Genomic DNA, 14,900 nt, shown 5'->3' with positions numbered 1-14,900 from the left:
TGTTCCCTCTCCCACTTGTGGGAGAGGGTTAGGGTGAGGGAAACCAACAACTTAGAAGTTGTATCCCACCACCAAATAGTAACCCCAACCGGTTGATTTCACTTCAAATGGACCGTTACCGAAGTTCAGCTCCTGGCCGTCAGCCCACTGGCCGCCGTTGTGGAAGTAACGCGCCACGGTAGAAACATGCCAGTGATCGTAGTTCAGCGACAGAATGTGGCTGGACGCAATCGAGTTGCTGGTGCGTGAACGATCGGACTTATCACGCAGATCTGAACCCCAGTCGAAGTTGGTGAAGCCGATATAGCTCAGCTTGCCGCCCCACAGATCGGTAATCGGCACAAAGTATTTCACCTTAAAGCGATAACCATCCCAGCTGTTTTCGTTCGCCGCACCGTAGTTTTCCCACTGGTATTTAGCGTAAACGTTCAGCGACAGGCCGATATCGCTGTGCGTATCGATGTCGGTGCCAAGACCCATGTACCAGGTGTTCTGACGGTTATCGCTGTTGCGACCCATGTCATAGATGTAGTTGTTGGCGAAGTACCACTCTTTAAACGGACCAAAAGAGAGATCGGTGCCGGTCAGCTTATCGATGGAGAAACGTGGCTCAATTTCCATGAACATCGGCGAACCGTGGTCGAACACGCCGTTAGCGTTGCTGTTGCCCACGCCGAAGAAGTTGGTCAGATCGAGGTAGCCATAGAAATCGAACCAATCCTTTTTGGCAAAGGCTTCATATTCCAGGTACACGTCGTTGTTGAACTGGGGTCCAAAACGGGTGTGGTAACTGCCCACCACGTTCACGCTCTGATGCCACCAGTCAGAAACGTACTGCGGATCGCTGTCTGCCGCTTGTGCCGCACCAGTCCAGCTGCTGGCCAATAAGGCCCCTGCTATCAACGCTTTATATTTCATTATTGTTAACCACATGCTTTTGATCGCCGGGCCGTCGCCGCGATCGGGTGAAATTGATCCCAGGGGATGGGCAGTGAGTTGTCGTATCCGGTCTGCATCGCCAGATTTTCAAGCTTGCGTAATGTGCCTGTAACAGAGGCATAGAAAATAGATTTTGGTCACGTTTGTCAAAAAGTGTTGCAGTTTGATTCACTGGAAATGTGATCGATATCACATTAACCCCGTGTAGCGAACGGAACCCCGCAACCGTTTACGTGTCGCGTTCAGCAGGGAAAGTTATTGATGTAGGGAAAGGATGTAGCGGCGCGATTTATCGCGTTGTTTTGATGTCGCACCGTGCCCACAGCAACTTTGCGCACTACATTGCGCCGCTACGGCACGGTGAAGTTTATGGCAATGTCACGCGCACCTGCAGGCCGGCAATCTGGCCCTGCGGATCGTGGCGGTTCGACAGCGCAACCTGCATCTGATGTTTCTGCGCTACGCTGCGCACAATCGACAAGCCCAGTCCGCTGCCTTGCGCCTGCACATCCGGCGAACGGGTGAAGCGGTCAAAGGCGCGCTCGATAAAGGATTCCGCCATGCCGGGACCGTTATCGACGATATCCACCACGGTGTGATTGCCGACGCGATGCAGCAGCACATCGACCAAACTGCCTTCCGGCGTATGCAGCATCGCATTGCCAATCAGGTTATCGAACAGGCTGCGCAGATCGGAGCGGCTGGCGTGCAGGCGATAGTGTGTGGTGCCGTTGAAGCCGATATCGATGCCGCGCTTATCCGCCACCACCATCAGCTGCTCAATGCTCTCTTTTAGCAGGTCGTCCAGTTCGATGCTTTCCACTGTGGCGACCACCGATTGATCTTCCTGACGCGAGATATTCAGCAGCTGCGTCACCAGATGGCGCGTACGTGTCACGCCCGCTTCCAGCTGGTCAAACTGGCGGCTGGCTTCACCGGGTTGAATATGTTGCCGCAGATTCTCCAGTTGCAAAGTCACGGCGGTGACCGGCGTGCGCAGCTCATGCGCCGCATCTTCAAGGAACTGGCGCTGCGATGACCATGCCGCGCGCAGTCTATCCAGCAAGGCGTTGTAAGCTGCCACCAGCGGCAGCACTTCATCCGGTAAACCATCAGGTGAAACGCTATGCGGATGCAGGGTTTCCTGCGCTGCGATATGGCGCGATGCCACGCGTAAATCGCGCGTAATAGCGCGCACCACCAGCCATATCACAATCAGTGAGAGCGGCATCATCAGCACCAGCGGAATGATGGCGGAGAGCGCTCGCTTGACCATGATACTTTTCATGTAGCCGATATTGTGTAGTACCTGAATGTTGCCAATTTCACTGCCCAGCTCGCCGGGTCGCGTATAGACACGCCATTCGCAGTCGTCGCCACAGTCTCCGACTTTCAAATCGGTCCAGCCTTTTTTCAACTGCAATGGCGCATGCAGGCCCGGCCAGGAGCTGGCGCGCAGATGATTGCTTTCGTCCCAAAGCTGGACGATATAGGTGCTTTTCAGTTTCTCTTCATGCATCACCATCGGCATTAGGGCCGGCATACGTTGGCTGCTGGCCCACGCATCGGCGATCTTGGCGAGCTGGTCGTCTTTCATGGTGCCCATCATGTCGCCGTAGCAGTGATAGAAATACCAGGTGACGCCGCCAATCATCGCCAGATGCAGAATCACCAGCGTGGCGAGCAGCTTGTTACGCAGCGAGCGCATAAAGGTGAAAGGTTTCATATTGCCGGTACCCGCCAGCCAAGTCCGCGTACGTTGCGGATCACTTCGTTATCCAGTTTGCGACGCATTCCGTGGATCAGCACATCCACCGCGTTGCTGCTGACCTCTTCGCCCCAGCCGTAAATGCGGTTTTCTAACTGTTCGCGCGAAAGAATGGCGCCCGGCCGCTCCAGCAAGGCGTAGAGCAGGGCATATTCACGTGCGGTGAGCTGTTCGCGCTGGCCTTTGTACAGCACCTCGCGCGTCATGATGTCGATCTGCACATCGCCGCTGCCGAGCAGAGAATCTGCTGCACCGTGGCGACGGCGGGTAATGGCGCGCATACGCGCCAGCACTTCTTGCAGATCAAAGGGTTTCAGCAAATAGTCGTCGGCGCCGCTGTCCAATCCCTGAATGCGTTGCTGCACGGTATCGCGGGCGGTGAGCACCAGCACTGGCGTCATGTCGCCGCGCGTGCGCGCACGACGCAGCACCTGCAGGCCATCTTCACGCGGTAAGCCCAGATCCAGTAACACGCAGGTATAGCCGCCTTCGGCCCAGGCATTGCTGGCATACACGCCGTCGCGTACCCAATCCACCGACCAACCTGCCGCTTCCAGCGCTTGCTGCAGATTGGCGCCAATCATTTCGTCATCTTCTACCAGCAGCACACGCATGATGCCCTCCAACTTAACTGAACGCAGTGTAGCGACAGATAATTAGGCCAGAATTATACCCGTTTTCCCGCTTGCTAATTCTGCGCTAATTTTCTGCTAATTAAGGGATAAATTTAACGCGCTATTGTGGCGGCACTGGACATATTGCCAACGCAGGAGAATCCCATGAATCAGCGCGAATTTATCCGTAGTTTGCTGGACTGGATAGAGAATAACTTAGGGCACGATCTGCATCTGGATGAAGTCGCACGCCGCTCGGGATACTCCCGCTGGCATCTGCAACGTCTGTTCCGTCAGCACACCGGCTTTTCACTGGCCGAGTACATTCGCCAGCGCCGGTTAACCGAATCTGCGCTGACGCTGATTAACAGCGATGAGGCGATTTTGCAGGTGGCGATGAGTTACGGCTTCGATACGCAGCAGGCTTATACTCGCACCTTCAAAAACTACTTCATGGTGACGCCAGGCCAGCTGCGCCGCCAGCGTCGCGTTGAGCCGGATCGTTTATTGTTCCCATTGGCGATGGCGAGTTGATGTATGCCTATGCGCATCATTCGTAGCGGCGCAATTTATTGCGCAATATCTGGATGGGCTCGTTGCCATCATTGATAAGCGCGATGAATCGCGCCGCTACGAAATGTACGCTGATGGACTAATGACGCCTTTTGCTTTTAAGCTGCTGTTCTCACTCTCTTAACTGCCAGAGAACATGGATAACAGCGACAATCTCTCCGCCATGATGCTGTTTGCACGCGTCGTGGAACGGCAAAGCTTTAGCGAAGCCGCACGCACCCTAGGCGTCTCCAAATCCCACGTCAGCCGTGAAGTGGCGCGGCTGGAAGTGCGCCTCGGCATCAAGCTGTTGCAGCGCACCACGCGCAAAGTGGTGCTGACGGAGCTCGGCCAGGCTTACTATCCGTTCTGCGTGCGCATGCTGGAAGAGATGCATCGCGCCGACGCCTTTGTGCAGCAGGTACATCAACTTCCCGCAGGCAACGTGCGCTTGCAGGCGCCGATCACCTACGGCTGTCAGTGCGTGGTGCCGACGCTGAATGACTTTATTCGCCGCCATATTCACATCAACGTCGATCTCGACCTCACCACCAGCGATGACCCGCAACCCAGCGCCGACGTGGCGATTGTGATCCGCGCGCGTGCGCCCGACGCGGCCAACTATCGTGAACTCGCTAGCATTGATTGGGGCTTGTACGCCACGCCAGATTATCTGGCGGCGCATGCGCCCATCGATCATCCCGACCGCCTGATGCGCCACGACTTGCTGCTGTTTCACGGCCCCGCGCACACCGCCGCGCTGCCGTTTCGCCGTGATAAACAGCGCCTGGCGCTGGATGTGCACAGCCGTTTCCGCGCCAACAACAGCATGGCGCTGCTTAATGCCGCACTGGCAGGCACCGGCATCGCTTATCTGCCCGCTTATATGACGCAAGATGCCTTAGCGCGCGGCGAAATCCAGCAGGTGCTATCAGATTGGCAAATGGATCGCCTGCACAGCTATCTGTTGCTGAAAGAGCAGCCGCAACCCTCTTCGCCGGTCACCATGCTGTGCGATGCGTTAATCAACACCCTTGGCACAGCGTAATTGTTGTTATCTGGCAACAATGCTGCGCCGCCTGGCAATTATCCGCGCTAATCTGTTTTCTGCGCAACGTCACTGTTAGCCTGCTAAAAAAGCAAAAAACAGGGATATCACCATGCAGCAACCTCCACTCGCGTTAGCGCCCGAACAGCAACACTGGAAGCGAAATTTGTGTGTCTGCGTGCTGGGTTCGTTCAGCACCATTGTGGCGATGACGCTGCTGTTGCCGTTTCTGCCGCTCTATGTGCAGCAACTTGGCGTGCAGGAACCGGCGGCGATTGCGCGCTGGTCGGGTGCGGCCTACGGCGCCACCTTCCTCAGCGCCGCCCTGACCGCGCCGTTATGGGGCAAACTGGCCGATCGCTATGGCCGCAAACTGATGCTGATCCGCGCCAGCCTCGGCATGGCGATTGCCATGTCGCTGATTGGTATGGCCACCGCGCCGTGGCAGCTGGTGGCGCTGCGTTTGCTGGCGGGTTTGCTCGGCGGCTACGCCTCGGGATCGACCATTCTGGTGGCGGCGCAAACGCCGAAAGAACAAACCGGCTGGGCGCTCGGCGTGTTGTCATCCGGCATTATGGCCGGCAACGTGGTGGGGCCGCTGCTGGGCGGCGTATTGCCGCCGCTGATTGGCATTCGTCACACCTTCTGGCTGACCGGCGCGGTGATTTTCCTCGCCTTCCTCGCAACCACCTTTTTGCTGAAAGAGGTGCCGCGCTCCTCTGGCAAGAAAACCCCACAGAAGATTGCTGACGATGCGAAGTCACTCAATTTGCCGGTGGTGCGGCTAATGTGGCTGTCGGGCATGCTGCTGATTTTCGCCAATATGTCGATTGAGCCGATCATCACGCTGTATATCGGCCAGTTTGTTAACGGCGATCACGCCATCACCGTCACCGCCGGATTGGTGATGGCCGCCGCCGCGCTCGGCAGTATTATTTCCGCGCCACGTCTGGGACGGCTGGCCGATCGCGTCGGGCATGGTCGTGTGCTGGTGTATGGGCTGATAGTCTGCGCGCTGCTGCTGATCCCGCAGGCGTTTATCCGCGAAGCGTGGCAATTAGTGGTGCTGCGTTTTCTGATGGGTATGGCGCTGGGTGGATTGATGCCGTGCGTCACCGCGCTGATTCGTCACAGCGTGCCGCAGTCGCAGGTGGGCAAGATGCTGGGTTATTCAACCTCGGCGCAGTATGTCGGTCAGGTTTCAGGTCCGCTGTTCGGCGGCTTTATTGGCGGCGCGTTTGGTATGCGTCCGGTGTTTCTGGCGACCTGTGTGATCATGGCGCTGTGCGCGCTGTTAAATGCCCGGGTGCTGCGCAAGCGTTAAAGTTAAAACCCGCACATACCGTAGCGGCGCAATTTATTGCGCAATGCCTGGATGGGCGTCGAGCCGCCATTGGTATGCGCGATGAATCGCGCCGCTACGAAGTGTGCAATAACGAAACATCGAGCATAAAAAAGGCGGACTTCACAGTCCGCCTTTTCATTACTTCAACACCTCAACGCGAAAACTTACTTCGCATCAGGCAGTGCATAAGCAATCACATAATCGCCCAGCTTGGTGCCAAACGAACCGTGACCACCGGCAGCGATAACAACGTACTGCTTGCCATCCACTTCATAGGTCATCGGCGTTGCCTGGCCGCCTGCTGGCAGACGTGCCTGCCACAGCATTTCACCGGTGTTGGTGTCGAACGCACGCAGGTAGTTATCTGCGGTAGCACCAATGAAGAACACGTTACCGGCGGTGGTGATTGGGCCGCCCAGCATTGGCATACCCATTTTGAACGGCAGCGGCACTGGCGCGCTATCGCGAACCGTACCAATGCGTTTTTTCCACACGGTTTCGTTGGTCTTCAGATCAACTGCGGAGACATAGCCCCACGCCGGTTGTTTACATGGCAGACCAAACGGTGACAGGAACGGATTCAGCTCCACGCCGTACGGTACGCCGTACTGTGGCTGGATACCGGTTTCGGTACCTGAACCGCCTTTGTCGTCAGCCGGTGGCTCGATCGGGTTGCCCGGACCGCGCGGAACCAGCTTGGACACAAACGGCAGCGCCATTGGGTTAGCAATCGCAATCTGACGATGTGGGTCAACTGCGATACCGCCCCATTCGAACATGCCAAGGTTGCCTGGGAACACCAGCGTTCCTTGCTCAGACGGCGGGGTGAACGGACCTTCATAGCGCAGACGCTTGAAGATCACGCGGCACACCAGCTGGTCGTACAGGGTCGCGCCCCACATGTCCTTGTCCGTCAGATTCTGTTTCGGACGGAAGGTCAGTTCGGAGTACGGCTGAGTAGGCGCAACGTGGTCACCTTTGGCGGCGCCCTGTGGAACCGGAGTTTCCGGCGCAGGGACAACCGGCTCACCGGTACGACGATCCAGAACAAAGATGTTACCGGTTTTCGCCGGTGCATAAATCACCGGTACGGTTTTGCCATCTTTAGTCGTGATATCGGCCAGCGTCGGCTGCGACGGCAGGTCCATATCCCACAGATCGTGATGCACGGTCTGATACGACCACACCAGTTTACCGGTGGTGGCGTTCAGCGCCAGTACGCTGCTTGCATAACGCTCCTGCTCTGGTGTGCGGTTGCCGCCCCAGATATCTGGCGTTGACACACCCATCGGCAGGTAAACGATATCCAGTTTCGGATCGTACACCGCCGGTGCCCATGAGTTCGGTGAATTCATGGTGAAGCTGTGTTCGTCCGCTGGAATCGCGTTTGGATCTTTGGCACCCGGATCGAACACCCACAGCAGTTTACCGGTGTTAACGTCGAAGCCACGGATGGCGCCTGACGGCTCACGGGTAGAGTAGTTATCGGTGACCGCACCCGCGACCACGATGGTGGTGTCGGTGATGACCGGCGGCGACGTCGGCTCATACTGGCCTGGCGTCAATACCGGCTGCTTGTGCTGCAGATCCAGTTCACCGTTGTTGCCAAAGGCAGCACAACGTTCACCGGTTTCCGCATCCAGCGCGAACATGCGGCCATCATTCACCGGCAGGTAAATGCGGCGTGAGCACAGCGCAGGTTGAGCATTGGCCGCATCGGCCGCAGCAGGCACTTCGTGGTAAGAAACGCCACGGCAGGTCACGTGCTGGAAGGTTGGATTCGGCTTCAGGCCCGGATCAAATTTCCACTTCTGCTTACCGGTTTTGGCATCCAGCGCAAACAGAATCTGGTGCGGTGAGCAGAGATACAGGGTGTCACGGATTTTGATTGGCGTGACTTCATCGGTGATTTCGCCCGGATCGTTTGGCGTCTTCAAATCGCCGGTCTGGAACTGCCAGGCAACCTGCAGCTCTTTAACGTTACCGGTGTTGATCTGCTTCAGCGGGGAGAAGCGGGTGCCTTGCTGGTCACGCGCATACGCCGGCCAGTCAGCATCAGCGATGTTGCTTAGCGGCTGTGCCTGCGGAGCATTGGCTGCTGCCGCTGGAATTTCACCGTTCAGCTCTTGCGGATCGTGGAATACCGCCCACGCCAGCACCAGCACGCTGGCAAGCAGCGCCACTGACAGCAGCGCCAGAGCGCCTTTGCCGGCATTATTCAGACCGCGATATACAAACGGCAGAATCAGCCAGATGCCGAAGATCACCAGCACATCGGTACGCGGTGCCAGCGCCCAGAAGTCGAAACCGACTTCCCACACGCCCCACACCAGCGTTGCCAACAGCAGCAATGCGTACAGCAGTAATGCTGAGCCGCTACGGCGCCACAGCAGAATAGCGGTGATCAACATGACCACACCGCCAATAACGTAGTACCAGGAACCACCAATGGCGGCTAACCAAACGCCACCAACCAGCATAAACGCGCCCGTCAGCAGTGCAAACAGCACTGTGAGAAAACGGATTACGCCAAAAGATGAGGAAGCTTTCCCCATAATATTGACCTCTTTCTTTGCCATTAAAAACTAAAAAGGAAACAACGCGTTGGGTTGCTTCCCGACATAGAGTACGAAATAACGAAACGGTTCGAGCGACGCTTTCCGTGCGGCGAGATGTTCCCTTTGCGTTAAATTTTATCTTAAAAACGTTAAAGGGTTTGATATTTTTAGTGCTTTGCACTCGTTGAAGGGAAGTACTGCGACATTTTATGAGGGAATAAAGGTGTTATGTCCGGTTAGATCGGGCCACAACACCTAAGAGCAACACATTGTGTAAACGTTTACCCTTCAAACAGCGTGCTGCTGGTGCGTTGTTCCTGCCAGCCGCTCAAATTAAGTTGCGCATAGTGCTCAGCGGGCAACGTTAACTGTGGCGTGCGTAATATTACTTCCACTTCTCTTTCACGACAGGATTCCAGCAGAAAAGGAAAGCTGAACTTGAGATAATTATCGTGAAAAAACTCGTCGGTCAGCGCAATACCGCAAAATGGAAACGCAGCGATATTCTTCCAGCAGGTGCCGGGCGGTGCCAAATCATAGAGCCAAAATGAGAAACGCTCTGCGGCCCTACGTAAAGCACTATCTTGCTGAACTAAATCGGCATAATTGATTGCCAGCTGTACATTCTCATCCTGCAGGCTGGAATAAATTTCCGGATCCTGTAAAAAACGCACAAGGTTATTTCCCGTTAACGGGATGATTATTAATTCGGGTGTATCCGGCAACTGATTATGCAGCGAAATTATGTTGCGTCCATTAAGTATTGCTGTGTTTTCCTGTTCGCAATGCATAAAGGGGGCTGAATAACACACGCCAGCTAGCGCCCCGTCGAAGCGATGGATGCGCTCAGTAACATAAGGATTATAAGAACTGTTTTCCATTTATCTCTGTGAATAAATTAATTAACTGGAGCGTCTTAATTATTATAAGGACGGCGGGATAATGAAATCTAAACACAGTCAATATAGATCGTTTTGTTTATCAAGATCACCTTTTTTTAACTGTCACTGATAGAGAGATATTAGGCGCTGAGCAGGATGAATTAATCGGCTATTGCCATATTGGGAAACTTTTGGATATTTTCATCTCATAACCATCAGCCTGCTAATATTAAGAGCTCCATGCTTAGCTAATTTTTGGATAAGCTTCTGTTTTTAAACAGCACGGCTAGCCATTGCCTGGCTCAGTAAGATGCCGCACTCTGTGGCCTGAAAAAATAAAGCGGAAGCCGCAACGTGGCTTTTCACCAGGTTAGTGCAACGACGCTAACCGATGTAATTGTTTAGGATGGGATAAAACTATGGGTTCTCCAGTCTCCGCAGCAGAGGATTCATTGCTGCGGCACAGGTCGTTTGTCGCCTTTTGGCTGGCGCGCACCTGTTCATCGTTTGGTTTTCAAATGTTTTCGGTCGCGGTCAGCTGGCAAATCTACGCGCTGACCCACAGCGCGATGGCGCTCGGCATGATCGGTCTGATGCAGTTTCTGCCTTCTGTACTGCTGGCGCTGCCCGCCGGGCATCTGGCCGATCAGCTTGACCGTCGTCGTATCGTATTGCTCGGACAATTTATTGAGTGGCTGGCGCTGCTGGGGCTGGTTGCGCTCACGCTGATGAACTGGGCGGGCAAGATCGAGATTTGGGGATTGGTGTTTCTAATCTCCGTCGCCAAGGCGCTTGAGTGGCCAGCGATTACCTCGATGCTGCCGGCGCTGGTGCCGCCGCCGATTCTGGCGCGCGCCATGGCCGCCAGTTCGGTGGGCGGACAGGCGGCGGTGATTATCGGCCCAACGCTCGGTGGCTTCCTTTATGTCGCCGGTCCGGAAGTGGTGTATGGCGTCTCGGCGCTGTTCTATCTGTTCTCCATCGTGCTGGTGAGCCGACTGCGCTATGAGCGGCCGCCGCAGGCGCGCTTGCCGATGAATCTGCCGAACCTGTTTGCCGGCGTGCGCTTTATCCGCGATCGCAAAGATGTGCTCGGCGTGATTTCACTCGATCTGTTTGCCGTGCTGCTGGGCGGCGCCACCGCGCTGCTGCCGATCTTCGCGCAAGATATCCTGCATACCGGGCCGTGGGGCTTGGGCATCCTGCGCGGCGCGCCGTCGGTCGGTGCGCTGCTGGTTGGCGTGTGGCTGAGTCGTCACAAGCTGGAAAAGAACGTCGGCATGATCATGTTCGGCTCGGTGGCCGGTTTTGGCGTGGCGACGCTGGTGTTCGCGCTCTCCACGCAGCTGTGGCTGTCGGTGATCGCGCTGGCGGCATTGGGCGGCTTCGATATGGTCAGTATGGTGATTCGCGGCGCGCTGGTGCAACTCGATACGCCGGATGACATGCGTGGCCGCGTGAATGCGGTCAACGCCATCTTCATTAATACCTCGAATCAGCTCGGCGAGTTTGAGTCAGGTTTACTGGCGGCATGGATGGGCGCAGTGCCCGCGGCGGCGATTGGTGGCATCGGCACGCTGATCGTGGTGGGCGTGTGGATGACGATTTTCCCGCATCTGCGTAAGCGGCAGAAGCTGGAAAACGAAACCGTTACCTAACTTCAACATCGCGCGATGAATCGCGCCGCTACGGATTGTAGCGGCGCAATTTATTGCGCGTGTCTTACGCGGTTGCTGCTTTCCCCAGGTTGGCGTCAAATTTTTTCCAACTCTCCGTCATATCCACCACGGTTTTCGATTTTCGCGCTTCATCGATTTTGATCGCAGTGAGGCCCGCTTCCAATGCGTCCACCACTGAAACCTTCAGCGGCGTTCCCTGTGTAATGTGTTTCACAATCTCTTCGGCCATCAGCGCATCTGCGCCGTAATGGCCGTCATAGGCATTGCCGTCATACTCGGTATCCACTTCGCGCGCACCGGTGCGCGCGTTGTGCACGCGGAAGTAGTTACGCACGAAGTCACCTTCGGCCATGCCATCGGTGCCCATCACGCAGAAGCGGCGGAACTCATCCGGTACATTAAGGTTGGCGTGGAAGGCGAGGGTCGCGCCACCGGCATACTCAATCAGCGCGGTTTGGTAATCGACGATGTCGGCATCGCCGTCAAACACCGCATCGGTACTCGACCAGCCGCTCGGTTTAACGTGATACACCTCTGACTGCGCTGTTACCGCACCTTTAGGCGCGTGCTGCGGGGTGAAGTTTTTGCGTCCGCCAAAGCTGGCAACACGTACCGGACGCTCGCCGACCAAACCCTGGTAAAGATCGATATCGTGGCAGCATTTTTCCAGAATATACGGGCCGGCGTACTTCTCCAGACGACGCCAGTCGCGCTGGAAGAACGCACCGTGATACGGCTTGATGTGTTCGGTGGCTTCAATTGAGGTGATTTCGCCGAGGCGATTTTCATCACGCGCGGTGAGCAGGTCGCGATAGAGCGGCGAGTAGCGCAATACCAAGCCGACCAGAATGCGCTCGTGACCATATTGCTGCACCAGCTGCGCCATCGCCATGGTTTGCTCTTCGTTGATCACCACCGGCTTCTCGGTGAACACCGTGTAGCCCGCCGCTAAGCCCTGACGAATGTGTTCAAGGTGCATAAAGTTCGGCGAACCCACCAGCAGCAGATCAAAGCCGCCGTGTTGCAGCAGCGCATCCACGCTAGCAAACGTGGTGCCCGCGTCGATGCCAAAGCTGTGCAGATTCGGTAATCCCGCCGGAGCCGGATCGACATAACCCACCACGGAAAACGCTGTGTCGGCTTTGTTGAACTCTTTCACCACATGGGAAAGCCGAAAGCCCAGACCAATAATGCCCACTTTCATGTTGTACCCCTGAAGCCCGTTGCCTTTGAGCCGCCCGACCTGTCAGGCTGCTGATAATCTGACCGCTAACTTATTACGACAGAAAAACTAATGTCAATCCGTGTGGCGGATCTCAATTGGTGAAAAAAATGTTATTTATATGATTTATATCTATTTTAATTAACTATACGGATTGCCTATTTATTTATTATTGCGATTTAAGTTTTTTTCCCCTATCTTTCGCACATCTATAAGCGTCATACCGTTTCGGGCTGGCAGGAGGAAGCGCGTGCAATCACTAATGCTGGGGATTGATGGCGGTGGTACGCACTGTCGTGGACGCCTGACCGACAGCGCCGGACGCCTGCTGGCGGAAGCCAAAGGCGGTCCCGCTAACGTCTGGTCGCAGTTTGATGCCGCCATCGTGGCCATTGAGCAGGTCATTAACGATCTATTTACGCAGGCGAATTTACCCGCTGAAGCGCGCGACCGCACGGTGATCGTCGCCGGTTTGGCGGGCGCGAACGTCGCCTCGGTGCAAAGCCGTCTCGCCAGCTGGCAGCCACGCTGTCAGGCGCGCTATCTGTTTACCGATGTCGAAATCGCCTGTGCCGGTGCGCACGCCGGTGCGCCAGGCGCGGTGTTTATTATTGGCACTGGCAGCCAGGGCGCGGCCTGGGATGGCACGCACTTCACGCTGCTCGGCGGCTGGGGTTTTGCCCTGTCAGATGCCGGTTCGGGTGCGATTCTCGGCCAACGCGCGCTACGGCTGGCGCTGCTGGCGCACGAAGAGATTGTGCCCGCCTCGGCGTTAACGCAGCGCATCATGGCAAGCTATCAAAACAGTCCGGAACAGCTGCTGATGTGGTCGAAACAGGCGACACCCGCTGATTGGGGCCGCGTGGTGCCTGAGGTGTTCGCTGCCGCGCAGCAGGGCGATGTGCACGGCACAGCGCTGGTGCAGCAATCCGCCGCGGATATCGTGCAGATGGTGCAGCCGCTGCTGGCGCGCAGCCACGGCAAGCTGGCTTTGATGGGCGGATTAGCCGCGCCCATTCAGGCGTGGCTACCGGCGGATATCGCCGCGCTGCTGGTGCCGCCGCAGGGCGATGCGCTGAGCGGTGCGCTTCGCCTTGCCACGCAGTTTAGCCTGACACTTCCCGCTTAACTTCAGATAAAGAGGCTCATGAGCGCTCCCAACGTAACCGCGCGCATTCTGCGGCTGATTGTCGAAAATGCGCCTATTAGTCAATCCGATCTCAAAGTGCGCAGCGGCCTGAGCATGTCGACGGTATCGCAAGCCACCAATCGTCTGCTGACCGGCGGCATCGTGCAGGAGCTGGGGCTACGTCGCGTCTCGATGGGACGGCCCAAAACGCTGCTCGGCCTCAATCCGGATCACGCCAGCGTGGTGGGGATTCAGCTTAATGCCGAACGTAACCTGATGGTGCTGACCGATCTCAGCGGCAACATCATCGGCGAGCAGCAAATTCCTTCCGGCGCGATGACGCCCAAACAGCTCGGCGATGCGCTGGCGAAGTTTTTGCGTGGCGTTGAGGGCAAAAAGGTTGGGGCGATTGGTCTGGCGCTGTCGGGTTTGGTCGATGCCAGCAATGGCGTTTGCGTGCTGTCACGCGCGCTGGGCTGGGATAACGTGCCGATTGCCCGTCTGCTGGAAGAGCGCTTCTCGCTGCCGGTATTTATTGAAAATGACGCCAACGCGCTGGCGATGGCGGCGCTGGTGTTTGGTCAGCTCGGTCATGCGCAGTCGGCGGTGATAGCTACGTTCGGCAAAGGCATCGGCGCGGGGATTCTGCTCGATCGCCAGCTTTATCGTGGTCGTCACGGCAAAGCAGGGGAGATTGGCGTGTCGCTGCTGGGCGATGGTTCTGAGCGTCTGCTGGAGGATGTGGCGTCGTCGCAGGCGATTCTGCAGCGCGTGGCGGCCACCACCAAAGAAGAGGTGCCGCATACGCTGCGCGATCTCGATGCACGTCCAACGGCGGAGGTGCTGAGCGCGCTGGCCGAGGCCGGGCAGCATTTGGGGATGTCGCTGGCGAATCTGTCGGTGGCTTACGATCCGGACGTGGTGTATCTGGCGATGGAGCCGCAAATGGCTTCGCGCATTCTGCTCGACCACGTTACGCAGAGTTTTCAGACCTACCGTTTGAAGCTGACGCCGCACATGACGCCGCTGCAGTTCCTTACGGAATCCAACCGCATGTGGGCGCAGGGCGCTGCCGGGTTTGCGGTGAATAAGCTGCTGGATTTGTTGGCCGCACAGGCTGATGAAGAGATCGCACCGCAATAATGAATAACGCGATAAATCCCCG

At 56.5% G+C, this 14,900-nt stretch carries 12 protein-coding genes; 6 read left to right on the top strand and 6 right to left on the bottom strand.

Annotated features, from left to right (window positions below; all coding sequences use genetic code 11):
* Positions 1–51 precede the first annotated feature (51 nt).
* The 3 genes from IB226_RS13890 to IB226_RS13880 all read right to left on the bottom strand — a co-directional run bounded on the left by IB226_RS13890 (position 52) and on the right by IB226_RS13880 (position 3,321).
* Positions 52–918 carry a nucleoside-specific channel-forming protein Tsx gene (locus tag IB226_RS13890; RefSeq protein WP_101762354.1) on the bottom strand — a complete coding sequence of 289 codons (867 nt, stop codon included), beginning with the start codon at positions 916–918 and terminating at the stop codon, positions 52–54.
* Positions 919–1,306: 388 nt separating this feature from the next.
* Positions 1,307–2,665: a HAMP domain-containing sensor histidine kinase gene (locus IB226_RS13885; RefSeq protein ID WP_137384992.1), complete on the bottom strand. Its 1,359-nt coding sequence runs from the start codon at positions 2,663–2,665 to the stop codon at positions 1,307–1,309.
* Positions 2,662–3,321: a response regulator transcription factor gene (locus IB226_RS13880; protein WP_008105599.1), complete on the bottom strand. Its 660-nt coding sequence runs from the start codon at positions 3,319–3,321 to the stop codon at positions 2,662–2,664. The genes IB226_RS13885 and IB226_RS13880 overlap by 4 nt, the downstream gene beginning before the upstream one ends.
* A gap of 165 nt (positions 3,322–3,486) precedes the next feature.
* Here IB226_RS13880 and IB226_RS13875 point away from each other — a divergent pair, with 165 nt between their 5' ends.
* The 3 genes from IB226_RS13875 to IB226_RS13865 all read left to right on the top strand — a co-directional run bounded on the left by IB226_RS13875 (position 3,487) and on the right by IB226_RS13865 (position 6,245).
* Complete coding sequence (locus tag IB226_RS13875; RefSeq protein WP_101762352.1) at positions 3,487–3,855, top strand: helix-turn-helix domain-containing protein; 369 nt, start codon at positions 3,487–3,489, stop codon at positions 3,853–3,855.
* A 175-nt stretch (positions 3,856–4,030) separates the two neighbouring features.
* On the top strand, positions 4,031–4,921 hold the full coding sequence (locus IB226_RS13870) for a LysR family transcriptional regulator (protein ID WP_192235958.1): 891 nt from the start codon (positions 4,031–4,033) through the stop codon (positions 4,919–4,921).
* A gap of 112 nt (positions 4,922–5,033) precedes the next feature.
* A complete protein-coding gene (locus IB226_RS13865) occupies positions 5,034–6,245 on the top strand; it encodes an MFS transporter (protein WP_192235956.1) in 1,212 nt (403 codons plus the stop codon).
* A gap of 185 nt (positions 6,246–6,430) precedes the next feature.
* Here IB226_RS13865 and IB226_RS13860 read toward each other — a convergent pair whose 3' ends face one another.
* Both IB226_RS13860 and IB226_RS13855 read right to left on the bottom strand, forming a co-directional pair.
* Positions 6,431–8,821: a glucose/quinate/shikimate family membrane-bound PQQ-dependent dehydrogenase gene (locus IB226_RS13860; RefSeq protein WP_192235954.1), complete on the bottom strand. Its 2,391-nt coding sequence runs from the start codon at positions 8,819–8,821 to the stop codon at positions 6,431–6,433.
* Positions 8,822–9,105: 284 nt separating this feature from the next.
* The gene (locus IB226_RS13855; protein ID WP_192235952.1) at positions 9,106–9,705 is read right to left on the bottom strand and encodes a hypothetical protein; all 600 of its coding nucleotides are present in this window, start codon (positions 9,703–9,705) and stop codon (positions 9,106–9,108) included.
* Positions 9,706–10,124: 419 nt separating this feature from the next.
* On the opposite strand from IB226_RS13855, the gene IB226_RS13850 reads away from it, so the two are divergent.
* The gene (locus tag IB226_RS13850; RefSeq protein ID WP_101762348.1) at positions 10,125–11,363 is read left to right on the top strand and encodes an MFS transporter; all 1,239 of its coding nucleotides are present in this window, start codon (positions 10,125–10,127) and stop codon (positions 11,361–11,363) included.
* A 64-nt stretch (positions 11,364–11,427) separates the two neighbouring features.
* Here IB226_RS13850 and IB226_RS13845 read toward each other — a convergent pair whose 3' ends face one another.
* The gene (locus IB226_RS13845; RefSeq protein WP_192235950.1) at positions 11,428–12,588 is read right to left on the bottom strand and encodes a Gfo/Idh/MocA family protein; all 1,161 of its coding nucleotides are present in this window, start codon (positions 12,586–12,588) and stop codon (positions 11,428–11,430) included.
* 268 nt (positions 12,589–12,856) lie between these two features.
* Between IB226_RS13845 and IB226_RS13840 the strand changes: the two genes are divergently transcribed.
* Together IB226_RS13840 and IB226_RS13835 are read left to right on the top strand one after the other, a co-directional pair.
* Positions 12,857–13,735, top strand: coding sequence for a BadF/BadG/BcrA/BcrD ATPase family protein (locus tag IB226_RS13840; protein WP_192235947.1), 879 nt, complete (start codon positions 12,857–12,859; stop codon positions 13,733–13,735).
* An 18-nt stretch (positions 13,736–13,753) separates the two neighbouring features.
* Positions 13,754–14,878: an ROK family transcriptional regulator gene (locus tag IB226_RS13835; protein WP_192235945.1), complete on the top strand. Its 1,125-nt coding sequence runs from the start codon at positions 13,754–13,756 to the stop codon at positions 14,876–14,878.
* The last annotated feature ends 22 nt before the right edge of the window (positions 14,879–14,900 follow it).

The organism is Pantoea sp. PNT03 (assembly GCF_014852515.1).
In the GTDB taxonomy this organism is placed as follows: domain Bacteria; phylum Pseudomonadota; class Gammaproteobacteria; order Enterobacterales; family Enterobacteriaceae; genus Pantoea; species Pantoea leporis.
Note: the sequence above shows the minus strand (reverse complement) of the source record. Positions and strands in the feature narration are given on the sequence as shown.

Coding starts and splice junctions, on each gene's coding strand:
- IB226_RS13890 (WP_101762354.1), bottom strand. CDS start 918: ATGAAATATAAAGCGTTGATAGCAGGGGCCTTATTGGCCAGCAGCTGG.
- IB226_RS13885 (WP_137384992.1), bottom strand. CDS start 2,665: ATGAAACCTTTCACCTTTATGCGCTCGCTGCGTAACAAGCTGCTCGCC.
- IB226_RS13880 (WP_008105599.1), bottom strand. CDS start 3,321: ATGCGTGTGCTGCTGGTAGAAGATGACGAAATGATTGGCGCCAATCTG.
- IB226_RS13875 (WP_101762352.1), top strand. CDS start 3,487: ATGAATCAGCGCGAATTTATCCGTAGTTTGCTGGACTGGATAGAGAAT.
- IB226_RS13870 (WP_192235958.1), top strand. CDS start 4,031: ATGGATAACAGCGACAATCTCTCCGCCATGATGCTGTTTGCACGCGTC.
- IB226_RS13865 (WP_192235956.1), top strand. CDS start 5,034: ATGCAGCAACCTCCACTCGCGTTAGCGCCCGAACAGCAACACTGGAAG.
- IB226_RS13860 (WP_192235954.1), bottom strand. CDS start 8,821: ATGGGGAAAGCTTCCTCATCTTTTGGCGTAATCCGTTTTCTCACAGTG.
- IB226_RS13855 (WP_192235952.1), bottom strand. CDS start 9,705: ATGGAAAACAGTTCTTATAATCCTTATGTTACTGAGCGCATCCATCGC.
- IB226_RS13850 (WP_101762348.1), top strand. CDS start 10,125: ATGGGTTCTCCAGTCTCCGCAGCAGAGGATTCATTGCTGCGGCACAGG.
- IB226_RS13845 (WP_192235950.1), bottom strand. CDS start 12,588: ATGAAAGTGGGCATTATTGGTCTGGGCTTTCGGCTTTCCCATGTGGTG.
- IB226_RS13835 (WP_192235945.1), top strand. CDS start 13,754: ATGAGCGCTCCCAACGTAACCGCGCGCATTCTGCGGCTGATTGTCGAA.